Here is a 17476-nt window from a genome sequence, read left to right as displayed (position 1 = left end):
ATATGCTTATTTAATAGGCAGCTCCACAGTAAACACAACACCTGTGCCATCATCTAAATTTTCTGCCAATACTTTACCGTGATGGTAATCGCAAATAAGCCTTACAATATAAAGACCTAAACCCAAGTGGGGCTGCTGCTGATGTTGCTGACTTCTCACCGAGACCATTGAGTCGAAAATGTGTTCAACTAAACCGTCAGGGAGCAAAGGCCCTTGGTTGCTGACTTTTAATAATGCATGGTGCTCTTGCTTGGTTAAGCTGACTGAAATTGTGCTTTGCGGGGTTTTAAACTCAAGTGCATTGTTGATGAGCTTATCGAGTAATTGCGCAATAAATTCTGGTGCGCCACTAACATTTAACGGCTCCTTACAAAGCGACAAGGTAAATAGGCTTTCACCATAGGTTATTTGATAGCCCTGCATGCAGCCGGTGATCACCTTGGTCAGGTCAAACTCTTCTGCCTCGGCATTTTGAATACTTTGTTCAAGGCGCGTTGCTTCACTCATGGTGGTAATAATTTTACCTAACCGCTCAACCCCTTCACTGGCACGGTCGAGGTATTTTTGACTCAGTTCAGATTGCGGCTGCATTTGTAAGTTTTCAAGTGATGAGCGCACAACAGCCACGGGCGTACGCAGTTCATGGGAGAGTCGTGATGACATATTTTCTAGGTAATCAGTATAACCACTTAAACGGCTAACAATGTTGGCAAAGCTGCGAGAAAGGTCGCCAATTTCGTCATTCGAATCGGCATAAGTAATCTTGCCAGTGATCCGCCCTTGAGCATCAATAGCTTGCTCGGCATTATCACGTAAGCGGCGAATACGGCTGGAAATTCTTGAAGCAAAAAAGAACAGTGTCACAGTACCAACAAGCATCACCGCTAAAATCACATTAAAGAGCTTTTCTAAGGATTTATTACGCAGAGTGCGCACGCCGTTGGTGGTTTCTTCTGCGATTACTGCACCAATGACTTTGTCTTGGATCCAAATAGGGTAGGCCGCCGATAAAATAACGGCTTTGTTATCTGGGGTTAAGCGCCATGATGATGCGGGTTTACCATTTAAAGCACTGGCTATGTGAGTACCTTGCATCGCTGCGACATCATGCAAGGTATCAATAAACTCATTTTCTGGGCGAGTTAAAATTTTATAGTAAAGTGGGTGTAAGTAATCTTGCTCAAAGCGTTGCCACCAGGTTGTTGCAGGCTCCTCTTTTAGGCCGTCTGCCCAAACGCCATCGGCATGATGAATTGAGCCTGATTGCGCAAGTACGCGATGATGGTTATCGACGACCCAAATTCGGCTGCCACTGTGGCCCATGCCTTTCAAAATACGGTTAATTTCTGGTGAAGGCACTAAAACAGAGCCGATATCATTGGGGTTTTGTAGGTTTGAGGTCGACATAAGCTGAGGCTCAACCTTGTCTTCATCCCAATCTTCAATCGCAAAACCAAGCTTATTACCTAGCATCGAAAGCGGGAAACGCAGCTCTATGTTGTAACCTGTGTCGGTGCTTTTAAAATAGCCTTGGATTTTAGTGACAGGCTCCTGTGTTGTGGCATCAAAGGCATTAACCCAACCATCTTGACGGGCGGCCACCACATAACTTTTAAATTCACCTTCAGGTGTTTTTAACATGATCTGTAAGTGATCATTACGGGTAAAGCTAAGCACATTTTTAGCACGATACACCAGGGAGCTGTCAGTGACTTTAAAAGCCGCATAAAGGTAGTTTTCGTATTTGCCTACCATGTGATCAAAACTTAGATCACTTTCTTGATGCTCATTGCTTAGCCCTTGTAAGTAGCGCTTGTCATAATGCCAAAATAAGCTTTGATAAGGCTGCCATTCCGACAATTTACCATCAAGTTGAATCGGGTTATTTAGATTATAGGCATATAAATCTCGGCCTTTTACAACTTGATCTAAAAAGTTGGTTTGCGAGTCAAACAAAGCGGGGCGCTCATGTAATGCGGTTGCGAGTGCGCGGGTGGTGCCCACTAAGGTTTTTTCTTGCCCTTGTCTTAAGAACTTTTCCATTTCCCAAACATATTCATAGCCAAGCCAAGGCAATAAAAATAAAAAGCAGGATAAGAAAATAAACTTTGTTCTAAGCCCCAAACGCAGCATTAAGCTTGCTCCCAGCGATAACCCATACCGTAAACGGTATCAATGCAGTCAAATGCATCATCTAAAGCAATAAACTTTTTACGAATACGTTTTACGTGTGAGGTAATAGTGCTGTCATCAACATAAATCTTCGCATCACTCATTAATTCGTTGCGGCTTTTAACATGGCCTGGACGCTGTGCAAGTGAATGTACCATCCAAAATTCTGTCACAGTTAAATCAACCAGTTGCTCTTGCCAAAAAACCTGCATGCGCTGGGTATCTAACTTTAACGGGCCGCGATGCAAAAGAGCGGTTTGATCGGCGGGTTGGTCGAAGGCATCAAGGCGTCTAAACAATGCGCCAATTCGAGCAGCAAGGTGCGCCATACTGATGTCTTTAGTTAAGTAATCGTCTGCTCCCATGCGCAGGCCACATACGGTATCAATTTCGCTATCACGGGCGGTTAAAAATATAATCGGTAAGGTTTTAGAAAGACTGCGTAATGTTTGGCAAAGTAAAAAACCACCATCCACTTCATGGCCAAGGCCAATATCAACAATGGCTAAATCAGGTAAAGATTGACTAAATGCCAGTTCAGCACTGGATCTGTCAGCAAAGCCTACAACCTGATAGCCCTGAGCGCTGAGCATTTCAGTGTAGTTTTCTCGGATTGCTGTTTCATCTTCAACGATTGCTATTTTCTTCATTGTTAATACTTACTTAAATTCTTTCTATAGTGAACTATACCTAATTTTTTGCCTTGCGTACTGGCAAAAACGCGATTGCCATTTTTCTGCCACAATTGCTCAGCAGTTTGCCTTTTTTGATCCCCTTTATTGCCATTTCGACTTGTTTTAATAGCTCCATACCAAGTTTGCAACACCAACCAATGTTGCCAAGCAATTAAGTAGAAAAAGGATTAAACCATGAAAAAATTAATTATTGCCGCTGTTATCACATCTGCTGTATCTGTAGCCCCTTTTGCAGATGCTGCGAGTCAAAGTAAACAAGAAACACCAAAAGAAACAGCCATTGGCTTAGGTGCTGGCGCAGTTGTTGGCGGCATAGTCGGCGGCCCAGTGGGAGCATTTATTGGCGCGTTTGCTGGTGGCTTAATTGGCGAAAAAGAAGCGGCAGACAACACCATTGATGAACAAGCTCACGCATTAGTTGTAATGAAGGAGCAAACCGCTGATTACCAACAAGTGATTGCCGATAACGCAGCACTAAGTGAGCAGCTTGAATTATTAGCTGACGAAAAAGAGCAGTTACTACAAGCCCAATTAAACACCTTACTGGCGATGACGGTACAGTTTAAAACCGGCTCTAGCGAAATTGCCCCACACTTTGCTAATCAACTCGACAAAGTCGCGCAGTTATTGATTGCCCAGCCAAATTTGGCTATCGACTTAAATGGCTTTGCAGATCAGCGTGGTGATGAATTGGCTAATTTAATGCTCTCAAAACAGCGTGTAAATGCAGTGCAAAGCTACTTAATTAAACTAGGTGTGCCTCATACGCGCTTAACCGCAACCGCCTTTGGTGAGCAGCAAAGTGTTGCCGATTCAAATAACTACGAAGACAACGTGTTTGACCGCCGCGTAACCTTAACGACACGCCCTGTGTCACAAAGCAGCTTACGTACAGCACAAAGTAATCACTAATTCATCGGTCGATGGAGTGACATATTATGTTGAGTAACCGTACCAAAAGGCTCCTTTTTGGGAGCCTTTTTATCCTCTTATTAGGTTATGCAGTTAACCCTGCATTTGCAGCCAATGCCAGTGTCGAACTGCGTTTTTATGATGATTCAAATAGCCAAGTGTCGTCGGGCTTATTAGTGAAAAACGATGTCACTATGACGCTCACTGGGCTTATTAATCATGTTGTTGTTAAACAACGTTATCAAAACCCGCACCCGTTTGCGGTTAATGCCCGTTATGTGTTTCCGTTACCTGATGAAAGTGCAGTTCATGCCATGCAAATGCAAATTGGTGAGCGCATTATCACCGGTAACATTGCCCTTAAACAGCAGGCTGAACAGCAATTTGAACAAGCTCAAAAGCTGGGTAAACGCGCCGCTTTAGTTCGTCAGCAACGTGCGAATATTTTCTCTACTGATGTGGCAAACCTTGGAGCAGGGGAAGAGATTGAAATTACCTTGCAATACCAAGAGATAATCGGTTTTCGAGATGGTGTGTTTTCACTGCGCTTTCCTACCACTATTACGCCGCGCTACGAACCTTTAACGGCAGAACTACAGCAAAAAGCGAATCTAGAAACAAAAGACACAGAACAACAGAACGACGCAACAGCTAACACAGCGCAAGTGGCATCAGCGTGGCTGAAACCTGTTTTTCATCGCGCACAAAGCCAAGAGTCTGATGCGAGCCTAAACCTTGCAATTGCGATGGATATTGGCCTTGAACTCAGTGATATCAGCGCTAATTTAGCGGGTATGCAAATCGATAATCCAGGTTTTGGTCGGTACCAGTTATCACTTAATCGTGATGTTCCAATGGATAGAGACTTTGAGCTGACATTTAAACCCCTTGATAAAGCCCACTCTCAGGCTGCATTTTTTACCGAAACAGTAGCAGGGCAAGAATATGGTTTACTGATGTTAGTACCGCCAAGCGATCACTTTACCTCGCAAGCTCGTCTTCCTCGCGAAATGGTGTTTGTTGTTGATACCTCCGGCTCAATGCATGGTCAATCTATGGAGCAGGCTAAACAAGCCTTGTTTTATGCCCTTTCGTTATTGGATGAAAATGATAGTTTTAACATCATCGGCTTTGATAACGAAGTGTCAGTGTTAAGTGACACGCCAATGATTGCCAATGACTTTAACATTCGCCGTGCAGAGCGCTTTATTTATGGCTTACAAGCTGATGGCGGCACCGAAATAGCAAAAGCACTGACTCAGGTACTTGATGGTAAACAGCATGATGGCTTTGTACGCCAAGTGGTGTTTTTAACCGATGGCAGTGTGGGTAACGAAACGCAGCTATTTAAACAAATTCAAACAGATTTAGGTGACAGCCGACTCTTTACCGTCGGTATTGGTAGCGCGCCTAATAGCTTTTTTATGACCAGAGCTGCTGATATTGGTCGTGGTACATTTACTTTTATAAGTAGCACCAGCCAAGTACAGCCAAAAATGCAACTACTTTTTGATAAGCTGGCGCATCCAGCTGTTACTGAGCTTGCTCTTGAAGGCGACAAAGCAGCCCTTGAGTATTGGCCATCGCCATTACCTGACTTGTATTTTTCAGAGCCGGTTTTGGTTGCCGTGAAGCTTGATGGCAGTCAGCACTTAACATTAAAGGGGCAGACAAACACAGGGCCAATGACGATTAATTTAGCAACTGCCAATGCTGCACACGGCGAAGGTATCGCTAGACTCTGGGCCAGACAAAAAATTAAGTCATTACTGCTTTATAACGAAAAACAGGCGGTACGCGCAGAAGTCGAAGCATTAGCACTTCAGCATCATTTACTTAGCCCTTTTACGGCCTTTATTGCAGTTGATAACTACGCGGGGAATGAGATTGCAGAGCGTTCAATGCAAGTACGAAATAAACTTCCTAATGGCATGACGCTACCGCAAACCGACGGACAAAGTCGAGTGTTTATGCTACTTGGGTTGTTGCTGCTTACATTCTCATGGTTATGGCAATGGCGACGCTAAAAAAAGCGCTGCCATTATGCAGCGCCTTACTTGGTATCGCACTATTTGTTAATGGTGGATATATGCAGGCGAAAGCGTGGCTGGCACAGGCATTGATTGAATCTGCTTGGCAGCAAGCTTTGCAAAGTCCTAATCAGCAAGTAAGGCCTTGGTTTTACGCCGATGGTTATGTCACTGCACACATAAATTGGCCAAGCCAGCAGCAAGAGTTGACTGTGCTTGCTGGTGCATCGGGGCGAAACCTCGCGTTTGCCCCCGGGCATTTTTTGCCAAGCGGTGAACTTGGCAGCTCAAAAGGGGTGTTAATAGCTGGCCATAACGACACCCACTTTGCATTTCTAAAACATGTCGCAGTGGGTGAGCAGTTCAGTATGCAGTTGCAAAGTGGCCAGATTGAGCACTATCAAGTTCGTAGCATTGATGTTATTCATCAAAGCGAACAGGGCTTTTTAGCACAATCAGGCCTTTATTTATTAACCTGTTACCCTTTTGACTCGTTAGCTTCCGGGACTGAGTTTAGGCTATTGGTGTCGGCTGATAAATTATCGTCGTCTACGTCAACTTTCAGCTCTTGATGACGTTGACTAACAATAACACCGGCGAATACCACTGCGATACTCACCCATTGCCAAAGTGTGAGTACTTCGCCAAGTAGAATGGCTGACAAAATTAACGCAAAAATTGGAATGAGGTTTGAGTAAGCAGCTGCGGTTAATACCGACACCTTACTGATGGCGTAGTTGTACATGCCATAGCCGCCTAGAGTGACACATGAGCCTAAATATAAAATGCTCAATAGGGCACTTAAATCGTGCTGATTTTCGCTGGGTAGTTCGATGAAAAATAAAAAAGGCGCAAAGAACAAACTACCACTAAACCCTTGAATTGCAATTAAAGTAAGTGGTGAATAGCGGGTCACTAAGTGCTTTACACTGACGGTATAAAAGGCGGCGCACACCATCGCCATCAATTCTAAAAAGTTACCGAGCAGTGGGTTAGGGGCTTGCTCTGTGCTTGGTGATAATAGCGTTAATAAAATACTGCCACCAATACACAAGGTAAAACCAACGACGATGGCTTTACTGATGTACTCTTTTAATATTAAGAACGCCAAAATAGCGACGATAATTGGTAAACAAGAAACAATTACCCCAGCTTGCGATGCCGAAGTGTATTCAAGGGCATGCCCTTCAAATAAATAATAAAAGCAAGGCTCAGCCAGCGACATACCAATTAAGTACTTCCAGTCACCTGGTTTAAACTCAAAACGGATTATATAGCGCCATAAACATAAGCTAATCAATAATGTGGTTAGCATTCTTAAAAAAATCACTAACACAGGGTCATAAACATTGATTGCATGCTTTAAAGCAATGTAAGAGCTACCCCATAAAAAGGTCGCGATAATTAAGCATAAACTGGCTGGCATAGGCGTCGCTATTGAGTAAAAAAACGAGAGCGCGATCCTAGCATGAATTTTTTTAACTTGTTCAAAAACTGTTAGCTGGTATATATAAATTCTCTATTTTAATTACAGAATATAAGAATCAAATGCAAAGGCCACACGTCGTTGTTGTAAAGCTGGGCACAAGCGTGCTGACAGGCGGTACCGACAAATTAGATAAAGCACACATGGTTGAACTTGTTCGCCAATGTTGTGAATTAAAAAAACAGGGTTATCAGGTTGTTTTAGTATCAAGCGGCGCGGTTGCTGCAGGTCGCGAGCAACTCATTACCCCCTGTGGTCGTTCTTTGATTGAAAAACAAATGCTTGCCGCAATCGGCCAAGGACAGCTTATTCATATTTGGCAGAGTCTGTTTGCTTTGTATGGTGTGAATGTTGGACAAATGCTACTGACCCGCGCCGATGTAGAAGACCGTGAACGTTACTTAAATGCCCGCGATACCTTAAATGCACTACTTGCGCACAATGTGGTGCCAATTATTAACGAGAACGACGCCGTGGCAACCGCCGAAATTAAAGTAGGTGATAACGATAACTTATCTGCTTTAGTCGCGATATTAGCGAATGCAGAAAAGCTGTTACTGTTAACTGACCAAGAAGGCCTATTTACAGGCGATCCTCGCTCTGATGCCAATGCGACACTTATCAACGAAGTTGAGCATATTAATGATGAGCTAAGAGAGCTCGCTGGTGGCAGTGGCACTACCCTAGGTACCGGTGGTATGGCAACCAAACTGCAAGCAGCCGATATTGCACGTCGCGCTGGTGTTGAGGTCATTATTGCCAAAGGGGCAGGTAAAAATGTGATTTTAAATTGCATGGCCGACAAGCTCCCTGGTACACGCTTTTTAAAACTCACCGCACCAAAAGATGGCCGCAAAAAATGGTTACTTGCAGGACCTAAAAGCACGGGGCAATTAGTGATTGATGATGGCGCAAGCCTTGCACTTAAAGAGCGTGGTGCAAGCTTACTGGCAAAAGGCGTAAAAACTGTGCGAGGGCAATTTGAACGCGGTGATGTGATTGAAGTGGTGACGTGCCAAGGGCAATGTATAGCCAAAGGCCTTGTTAATTTTAACCATCAAGAAATTGATCAAATTAAGGGCTGTCATTCGTCGCAAATTACCCAGTTGCTTGCATTTGCACCAAGCAGTGAAGTAATCCATCGAGATGATATGATTTTGTTATAGTTTTTTAGTAATTCTGATAAAGTTAACTAAACTAAAGTAATAAGCAGTTTTGGGGACTTTTAGATGGCGGCTAACGCTTGCGGACATGACTGGGTTGTAGAAATTACCCAACAAGAAGAAGAGCCTGAGCTCGATCAGGCGCTTATCAATGCCGTGAGTGAATTAGATGAATTCTCTCGTTTCGCTATTTATATCAATAAATTTTTCAAACCAGGCCTGCCTGCAAGGCTGCTAAATAAAGATTCAGTTATCGAAGAGCTCAGTGAACACGAAGTCAATGAGCTCATCGAAAAAGTCAGCCGCAATAAAATTCGCATCAGTCGCAACTACGGCTTTATTTCTACTTATGTGCCCATTTATTACATGGGGAATGTGGTTGGTGTACTGGTCATTGAGTCTGAAAAAGAGCTTTCAGAGCGCTGTAGCATGCTCGCCATCTACATGCTAAATATCTACGCGAATCAACTGTCGTTACTTTATAAGTCGCAACTTGACCCTTTAACTGAGCTTTTAAACAGGCAAACCTTCGATAAAAAAGTGATTGAAATTGCAGCCGATGCCGCTGTAGGCCATGAAAGCCATGACTCAAAGCAACGTCATTGGTATTTGGCGATGGTCGATATTGATCATTTTAAAAGCGTAAATGACAACTATGGCCACGTTATTGGCGATGAAGTGATCTTGTTAGTAGCACAGTTATTAAAAAATAATTTTCGAATAGAAGATTACGTTTTTCGCTACGGCGGCGAAGAGTTTGCTGTGTTATTTCAAGCAAGTGACGAGCTCGATGCACGTAATGCCCTTAATCGCTTTCGTGGCTGTGTGGCAGAATACCCTTTTCCTCAAGTCGGTAACTTAACTGTGAGTAGTGGTTTTATGCCAATTTACGAGTTTGAAATGGTTGCCAGCCTAGTCCAAAAAGCCGATCAGGCCTTGTACCATTCTAAAAACAGTGGTCGTAATTGCGTGACTGCCTATTCCGAGTTAGATATTCAACAAAGCCAACCTCAAGATGATTCAATAGAGCTGTTTTAAGGTGTTGCAGCGCGCTTAGCTGTGTTAAAATTGCCCACTATTTTTAGAGCCACATGAGAAGGTAAGATGAAGTTTGTTCGTTGGTTGTTAGGCCGCATCATTTTGTTTTTTGATTTTGTATTCACACCACGCAGTAAAAAGCGTCCGGCAGCAGAGCAAGCAGCGCTTGACTCAGTGACGTCACAATTTAAGCTTTATCAATTTAAAGCCTGTCCATTTTGCGTGAAGGTACGTCGTGCTATTAAACGCCAAGGTCTATCAGTTGAAACCCGTGACGCTAAAGGTAACGAGCAATTTCGCCAAGAGCTATTAGAGCAGGGCGGCAAAGTGAAAGTGCCTTGTTTACGTATTGAAGAAAACGGCCAAGTAACTTGGTTGTATGAATCAAACGATATCATTGCTTATTTAGATAAAGTCGCTGCATAAAGCGGCTTTTCACTTCGATTATAGCCCGTGCTGTGCTAGCATTTGGGCAAATTTTTAATTGTCTTTTGAGAGATATAACCATGACAATTCGCACCCGTGTTGCTCCGTCACCGACTGGTGACCCGCACCTAGGTACTGCATACATCGCATTATTTAACTACTGTTTTGCTAAGCAGCAAGGCGGTGAGTTTGTGTTACGTATTGAAGATACAGACCAAGTTCGTAGTACGCCAGAATCAGAGCAAGCTATTATGGATAGCTTACAATGGTTAGGCTTAAACTGGGATCACGGTCCAGATGTAGGCGGTGAGTTTGGTCCATACCGTCAATCTGAGCGTAGCGATTTATATAAGAAATTTGCGCATCAGTTAGTTGAACAGGGTAAAGCTTTTTACTGTTTTGCTACGAGCGAAGAACTAGACCAAATGCGTGAAGAGCAAATGGCCGAAGGCCTACGCCCTAAATACGATGGTCGTGGTTTAAATCTTTCTGAAGATGAAATTAAAGCAAATCTTGAAGCAGGTAAGCCTTACGTAATCCGTATGAAGATCCCAAGCGAAGGCACGTTCAAGTTTAACGATTATCTACGTGGCGAAATTGAGATCCCATGGGAAAATGTAGACATGCAAGTGCTACTTAAAGCTGACGGTTTCCCAACTTACTTCCTTGCCAACGTTGTTGATGACCATCACATGCAAATTAGCCACATTTTCCGTGGTGAAGAGTGGATCAATTCAGCGCCTAAGCTATTAAAGTTATACGAAGACTTCGGTTGGGAAGCGCCAGTACTAGGTCACTTACCGTTACTTCGTAACCCAGATAAGTCAAAATTATCGAAGCGTAAAAACCCAACTTCAATCAACTACTACAAAGAAATGGGTTACCTACCAGAGGCACTATTAAACTATTTAGGCCGTATGGGTTGGTCAATGCCTGATGAGCGTGAAAAGTTCACGTTAGCAGAGATGATTGAACACTTTGATATGAAACGTGTGTCGCTTGGTGGCCCTATTTTCGACATCGATAAGCTTAGCTGGTTAAACGGTATGTGGATCCGTGAAAACTTATCTGATGCTGAACTAATGCAACGTTTTGTTGATTGGAAGTTTAATACTGAGCTATTCGCTAAAGTATTACCAGAAGCAAAAACGCGTATTAATACGCTTTCTGATATGGTTGACCTTGCCGGTCACTTTGTCGGTGGTATTCCAAGCTATGATCCTGCGCTATTAACAGCAGGTAAAGCTGATGAAGATGTAATCCGTCAAGCATTACAGTTCTTCATCTGGCAATTAGAAGGTTTACGCAGTTGGGAAAAGCCAGCGATTTTTGCTATCGCAAAAGAAGTGGCGACTTTCCATGAATTGAAGATTAAAGACTTCCTTGAGCCAATTTTTGTGGCTATCACAGGTAAGACATCTTCAACTTCAGTACTGGATGCGATGGAAATTTTAGGTTCTGACTTATCACGTGCTCGTTTACGTGTTGCACTAGCACACCTTGGTGTGTCTAAAAAGCAAGCGAAAAAAATTGAGCGTGCATACCGCGATTATCCACAAGCATAATCGTGATAAAACTTCCAAAAACCGAGCTCTATGCTCGGTTTTTTGTTTTTAGCTGTAGCTGTTAAAAGTGCCTGCTTAGTAATAAATAAAGCGAAATAGTCCTCAGTAACTATATGTCTTACCTTTAGTCACTGGTAAAGTCTTTACAGCTTTCAATCCAGTAGCCATTGCCACCTCTATTTACTACTTCAAGTTTTAGTTGCTCAATAGCAATACTATTTATCTCAGTCGGGCTGTAGCCACCAGATTGCACTGAGCGTTCACCAAGACAACTAAATCCTTCAACATCAGCTAAGTATTAAGCGCCACTTTTCTTTTATATTCAGTAATATTGTAAGAAAAAACGAAATATTGATGCTTCTGTAGTAACTTTAATGTTAACAGTGTGTACAAAACGCTACACGAATGTACGACATTTTTAAAACCTCTTGTGGTTATATTGTAGTCGCAAGCAGTGAAATGGATTTTCACGTAGCTTGAATAATTACTCTAACTAACTATCCAGGGGATACTTTATGCAAGTGAAAACACTCTCGATTGCTGTTGCCGCAGCTCTCTATAGTGCCAGTGCTGCTCATGCAGTGGGTGTAGATAACAACCAAGTTAAACACCAATTAAAAGCACCGAATATCACATTTGAAGAAGTAAAAGCGTTTAGCAAAGAGTTTAACCAAGGTGACTCTAGCAACATGCTACAAAACGATGGTCTAAATGTTCAGCTAAATAGCAAAGCAAATAAATTTGCTGAAGAAGGCATTGATGGCGAGCATGTTTATATTATTCGTTTACGTGATAACTCAGTGGCACTTGAAGCCCGCGATTTAACCTCGCCATTATCACAATCACTTCAAGCACAAGGCGTTTCAAAAGTATTTGAAAAAGGTCAAGCAGCGGTCTCTGCCGTAACTGATTATCAAAATAAACTACTTTCAAAACAACGTACTGTAATGCAAAACGTGACAGCGGTGACTGGTCGTACTGAGATGCGTCGTCAATTCACTAAAGCATTAAATGGTTTCTCTGTAAAAATGACTGAGCAAGAAGCGATGCGCGTTGCAGAGCTTGGTGCAGTTGTTTCTGTGATGCGTTCGAAAAACTATGATCTTCTTTCTGATGAAGGTCCTAAGCATATCGGTGCGGATCAAATTTGGGATGGCTCAAGCGTTCCAAGTGGCATCAAAGGTAAAGGTGAAGGCCAAATCGTTGGTATTATCGATACCGGTATTAACTCAGATCACCCTTCATTTGCAGCTGTAGGTGGTGATGGTTACGAGCATGAAAACCCGTTTGGTCCAGGTGTTTATGTAGGTGACTGTGTTGAAGAGCCTGAAGAAATCCAATGTAACAATAAATTAATCGGTGTGCGTTCTTATGATGTGATCACGGATGCGTTTGATGCCATGATCCCAGGCTGGCCTGCAATTGGTGAAGATTACCAAGGTCACGGATCACATGTAGCTTCAACAGCAGCTGGTAACGTGGTTAAAGATGTACCGTTTATGCTTCCGAGCTTTGGTGAAAACACCGATGGTAATATCTTAAAAGAAGGTTTATTCCCTGAAATCTCAGGTGTTGCACCGCACGCAAATATCATTGCTTATCAAGTATGTTACCCATCAAGTGACGAATACGCAGGCTGTCCTGGCGAAGCACTCGTAGCGGGTATTGAAGATGCTATTTCTGATGGTGTTGATGTAATCAACTTCTCAATTGGTGGAGCCGATTCAAATGTGTGGGCCGATCCAGTACAACTTGCATTCTTAGCAGCGCGTGAAGCGGGCATTAACGTTGCCGCGGCAGCAGGTAACAGTGGTCAAGCATGTGGCGCGGCTGAGTGTTTTGGTTATTTAGATAATTCATCACCTTGGCTTGCACAAGTTGCAGCAACAACGCATGGTCGCACTGTGGCTGTTGAAACGGCCGTTGAATTTGCTGGCTTTGCAGATGAAACTCTGGGTTCAGAAGTACCTAGCTGGTCAGAAACAGGCCTTGTTGGTGGTTCAATTAATAGCGAAGAAATTACCGGTGTTGTTGTTTGGGCTAAAGATTACGAAGACGTCAATGGCTTTAAAGATTACAACGGTTACTGTACAGCAGATTACCCAGAAAATACCTTCAACTTCTACAAAGATGGTACTGAAATCGCGGGCGCGGCTGATGGTAGCACCAATGTTATTGTTATCTGTCAACGTCACGATCCAAATGATTCAGCAGCCAATGCGCGTACTGCAAAAGTTGATCACGTAAAAGCTGGTGGTGCAGATGGTTTCATCATGTTTAACCGCAACAGAGACCAAGGTACTGTAGCAGAAGGTTATTCATTACCAGGTGTTCACTTTACCTATGACCAATGGAATGGCGTTTATCCAGAAGATGGCTTAGAAGATTGGGTAGATAGCTACTCAGAACTTGGTCACATGATCACTATTAAGCCAACAGTGATTGAACGTCGTGTTGATGCTGAAGATGCTGATTGGTTAGCGACATTCTCATCACGAGGCCCGTCTTATTCTAATGTTGAAGTACTTGCTCCAACGCTTGCAGCTCCAGGTGTTGATATTTACGCGGCTTACTCTGATGAGCATCCGTTTGTGACTCCGCATGGTCAAGATTACGCTGCAATTAGCGGCACATCGATGGCATCACCGCATGTTGCAGGTTCTATGGCGTTACTACGTCAAATTCACCCTGAGTGGACCGCAGCTGAAATTCAATCTGCATTATCAATGACTGCTGAAAACGTGGTTAAATATCACCGTTTAAACAGCGAAAGTGATGTTGTAGCTGATGCGAAAATCTATCGCTCTGGCGCAGGTCGTATCAATGTTGCTCTTGCTGCTAAAGCGGGTTTTGTAATGGATGAAACAGCTGATAACTTCTTAGCTGCTGATCCATACAATGGTGGTACGCCACATAAACTTAACTTACCAAACCTTGTTAATTTCTCATGTGCACCTGAATGTCAGTGGGTTCGTACCATTAAAGCAACAGAAGATGGTACTTGGACTGTAAGCCACGAAGATGTTGAAAACTGGGCATTTGATGTAAACACACAAACAGCACAAAATGGTGTGAACATCGATATCTTCCCGAAAACTTTCACACTGAAAAAAGGTGAAACACAAACAATCATTGTTAAAGCATCAATCATGGATACTCAAGATTGGTTCAGTAACTCTGAAGTTGAGTTGCATACAAACCTTGTTTTCCAAGCTGAAGAAGCAGATATCCCTGATGCGCATTGGCCTGTGGCGTTTAAATATGATCGTGGTAACTTACCATCATCATTAGAGACGATAGCTCATTCAAATGAAGGGACTTATGTTGCTAAAGGTATTGTATTACCTAGCGTTGAAGCACCTGTAGCTCGTGCATATGAGCCAGTTAAAGCAGATATCACTACGGTAACTTTACCAAAAGACGATGACCGTACTTTCCCTTGGGCTATGAATCGCACTGATGATGTAGATGCGGCAGATATTTTAGATGAAGCAACATTTACTAAGTTTGTTACTGTGCCAGCTAATTCTAAACGTTTTATTGCTGAAACAGTCGGTGTTGAGTCAGAACTTGAAGGCACCTTGAACGTAGGTAACCCTATTTTATACGTAGGTAAAGACTACAACGGTGATGGTATTGTTCAGCCACAAGATGAAATTTTATGTGTATCTAACCATAAGATTTATAAAAACTTCTGTAATATAAACAACCCTGAAGAAGGTGAGTATTGGGTTGTAGCTTATAATACGAATCAATCGTCTGTTGATGCAGTTGAAGAAACCTTTGAGCTTGCTACAGCGGTTGTGTCAGACCAAGTTGCATCAGGTATGACTGCAAGTCTGCCAGGAAGTGATGGTCAAAATACTGTTGAAATGACAGTCGACTGGGACATGGACCTTGATGCCGATAGCGTGTACTACTCATTATTAGATGTAGGTACATCGGCTGTGAACCATGGCAACCTAGGTTCTATTCCATTTAAGCTTAACCGTGGCAATGATGTTGCACACCTTGATGCGCCATACACAGGTGCAAAAGTGGGTGATATGGTGCCATACACATTTGAAGTGTTAGCGAATAATTCAGGTGTAGACCGTGAGTTCTCACTAGAGCTTGATATCCCTGCAGGTTTGGATATCAAAGCAGAAAATGTCATGGTTTCAACAGCATCAGAAATCAACGTTGAAATTGCTGACGGTAAAGTGATTGTAACAGGCACACAAGCGGATACTCGTGATGTTGAACCTGATTATATCGTGACAGATAACATCACTGATGAAATGTGTCGTACGCCTGATTTTGGTAACTCTAACCCAGGTGGTTATGTCGATTTATCAGAGTTTGGTATCACGCCAATTCTATCTGGTTTCGATGAGAACAACCTTTATAACTCTCGCAGTGGTTATTCATTACCAATCGCAAGCTTCTATAATGGCGCATATGACACATTTAGCCTTTATAACAATGCTGAAAATACTAATATCCAAAACTCGATTATTCAAATTCGTGGTATGGGTACAGTAAATACTAATGGTAGCCGTTACTTCTACCCAGTACATAACCCGTTCCCTTATAACTCATTCCCATATGAGAACATGGGTCCATTATGGCGTGGCTGGGAGTTCACTGATAATGGCTTATTACGCTCTGTAATGTCAGTTGGCTTATCGTCTAACGAAGGTATTTCACTAGCAAGTACAACAACTGGCTGGGGTATTATTGAGTGGGATAACGCATCAGACTACGATGATCCAGTGTATGACCGCACAACAGGTAAATACACTTACACTAAACGTGATAACTCATTTGACTTCCAAGTGTTATTTAATGCAAATACACGCTTCGGTAAAGGTGAGCATGAAATTTACTATGCATACGATAACCTAGACTATGGGTCTACACGTCCTGCCGGTAGTATTGGTCTGCAAGGTTTCCGTGGTGCACAGTATCAATATGGTCCACTTGAAAACTACCGTGGTATTCAAATCGCTTATAACAATCTAGATGAAGTTATCAGCGATGGTTACGTGGTGTGTATGGACTATGTAGGTCCAGAGTCATCACAATTTGAAGTGACTGCTTGGGCTGAAGTTACGCCGTCTGCAGCAGGTCAAACACTTGAAGTTGCAGCTAAAGCAGCAATCTCTGGTCTGAATGACATGACTTCAACAGCAACACTGGCCATTCCTGGCAACATCACAGTGGTAGCGCTTGATGACATGGTAACAACAGAAGAAACACCGATTAGCTTCGAAGTTCATCACATTGATGAAAAGAACTCGAAGAATGAAATCTCGGTAATTTCTGACGACGTAACCTATGAAGTTGATGGCGATACAGTAACGATTACACCAAATGATAACTTCTCTGGTGAGACCGAAGTAACTGTAATGGTATCTGATATTGAATACCCATCAGATGCTGCAAGTACAACCTTTATGTTAACGGTTGAAGCAGTTAACGATGCACCAGTCGTTGCCGTTGAGGCGAGTGCTCAACAAGTGACTGAGGGCAGCGTTATCACCCTAGATGCATCAGCATCACATGATTTAGATAACGATGAGTTAACTTTCTCATGGGAAGGCCCAGGTACAATCGCAAGTCCAACATCAGCAATCACTGAAGTATCAGGTTTAACGGCTGGTGAGCATCAGTTTACTGTAACGGTAAGTGATGGTGTTGAACCGATGGAACTAGGTGTAGCTGTGACGGTAACGGCACAAGAGACAACCGTTGTTCCTGAAGAAAAAGCGAAATCATCAAGTGGTTCACTTGCATGGTTAACAGTTCTATTAGCTGGTTTTGCAGGTGTTCGTCGCCGCGTAAAACGAGGCTAAGTACTCCCTAAGTATGTTATGTGACAAAGGGCCTTCGGGCCCTTTTTTTGGCCTAGAAAATCGTGTTGTATATTTTAATAACCAAAAAGAATAACTAACAACTGAAAACCTATGTAGCAAAATGTACAGGCTATTTTATATTTTTTTCAGTG

12 protein-coding genes are annotated in these 17476 nt (G+C 42.8%); 8 read left to right on the top strand and 4 right to left on the bottom strand.

What is annotated here, in order from left to right:
• Positions 1–6: 6 nt before the first annotated feature.
• Positions 7–2133 (bottom strand): proteobacterial dedicated sortase system histidine kinase, encoded by a 2127-nt coding sequence (gene pdsS, locus J8Z28_RS13860; RefSeq protein ID WP_062564866.1) that lies wholly within the window; start codon positions 2131–2133, stop codon positions 7–9.
• On the bottom strand, positions 2133–2822 hold the full coding sequence (gene pdsR / locus J8Z28_RS13855) for a proteobacterial dedicated sortase system response regulator (protein ID WP_062564867.1): 690 nt from the start codon (positions 2820–2822) through the stop codon (positions 2133–2135). Before pdsR ends, pdsS begins: the two co-directional genes overlap by 1 nt.
• 219 nt (positions 2823–3041) lie before the next feature.
• Here pdsR and pdsO point away from each other — a divergent pair, with 219 nt between their 5' ends.
• Genes pdsO through J8Z28_RS13840 form a run of 3 tightly spaced genes read left to right on the top strand, consistent with a single transcriptional unit; the run spans position 3042 to position 6381 of the window.
• Positions 3042–3779, top strand: a complete 738-nt coding sequence (pdsO, locus tag J8Z28_RS13850) for a sortase-associated OmpA-like protein PdsO (RefSeq protein WP_062564868.1) — start codon at positions 3042–3044, stop codon at positions 3777–3779.
• Positions 3780–3805: 26 nt separating this feature from the next.
• On the top strand, positions 3806–5806 hold the full coding sequence (locus J8Z28_RS13845) for a marine proteobacterial sortase target protein (RefSeq protein WP_062564869.1): 2001 nt from the start codon (positions 3806–3808) through the stop codon (positions 5804–5806).
• On the top strand, positions 5794–6381 hold the full coding sequence (locus J8Z28_RS13840; protein WP_062564870.1) for a class GN sortase: 588 nt from the start codon (positions 5794–5796) through the stop codon (positions 6379–6381). The genes J8Z28_RS13845 and J8Z28_RS13840 overlap by 13 nt, the downstream gene beginning before the upstream one ends.
• Here the strand turns inward: J8Z28_RS13840 and J8Z28_RS13835 are convergent.
• Positions 6288–7235 carry a DMT family transporter gene (locus J8Z28_RS13835; RefSeq protein ID WP_062564871.1) on the bottom strand — a complete coding sequence of 316 codons (948 nt, stop codon included), beginning with the start codon at positions 7233–7235 and terminating at the stop codon, positions 6288–6290. The genes J8Z28_RS13840 and J8Z28_RS13835 overlap by 94 nt on opposite strands.
• A gap of 122 nt (positions 7236–7357) precedes the next feature.
• On the opposite strand from J8Z28_RS13835, the gene proB reads away from it, so the two are divergent.
• From proB to gltX, 4 genes are all read left to right on the top strand, one after another.
• Positions 7358–8461 (top strand): glutamate 5-kinase, encoded by a 1104-nt coding sequence (gene proB, locus J8Z28_RS13830; protein WP_054560854.1) that lies wholly within the window; start codon positions 7358–7360, stop codon positions 8459–8461.
• Positions 8462–8524: 63 nt separating this feature from the next.
• The gene (locus J8Z28_RS13825; protein ID WP_062564872.1) at positions 8525–9496 is read left to right on the top strand and encodes a GGDEF domain-containing protein; all 972 of its coding nucleotides are present in this window, start codon (positions 8525–8527) and stop codon (positions 9494–9496) included.
• Between the two features lie 66 nt (positions 9497–9562).
• Entirely contained in the window at positions 9563–9922 is a 360-nt protein-coding gene (locus J8Z28_RS13820; protein ID WP_054560852.1) for a glutathione S-transferase N-terminal domain-containing protein, read from the top strand.
• Between the two features lie 80 nt (positions 9923–10002).
• Positions 10003–11487: a glutamate--tRNA ligase gene (gene gltX, locus J8Z28_RS13815; RefSeq protein ID WP_054551203.1), complete on the top strand. Its 1485-nt coding sequence runs from the start codon at positions 10003–10005 to the stop codon at positions 11485–11487.
• A gap of 124 nt (positions 11488–11611) precedes the next feature.
• On the opposite strand, the gene J8Z28_RS21870 is transcribed toward gltX, so the two are convergent.
• On the bottom strand, positions 11612–11740 hold the full coding sequence (locus tag J8Z28_RS21870; protein WP_269407463.1) for a hypothetical protein: 129 nt from the start codon (positions 11738–11740) through the stop codon (positions 11612–11614).
• 262 nt (positions 11741–12002) lie between these two features.
• On the opposite strand from J8Z28_RS21870, the gene J8Z28_RS21865 reads away from it, so the two are divergent.
• Positions 12003–17324 carry a S8 family serine peptidase gene (locus J8Z28_RS21865; protein WP_062564873.1) on the top strand — a complete coding sequence of 1774 codons (5322 nt, stop codon included), beginning with the start codon at positions 12003–12005 and terminating at the stop codon, positions 17322–17324.
• The last annotated feature ends 152 nt before the right edge of the window (positions 17325–17476 follow it).

Source organism: Pseudoalteromonas sp. SCSIO 43088 (assembly GCF_023650795.1).
In the GTDB taxonomy this organism is placed as follows: Bacteria; Pseudomonadota; Gammaproteobacteria; order Enterobacterales; family Alteromonadaceae; genus Pseudoalteromonas; species Pseudoalteromonas shioyasakiensis.
The sequence above is the reverse complement of the archived record's forward strand: the minus strand, read 5'-3'. Positions and strand labels throughout refer to the sequence as shown.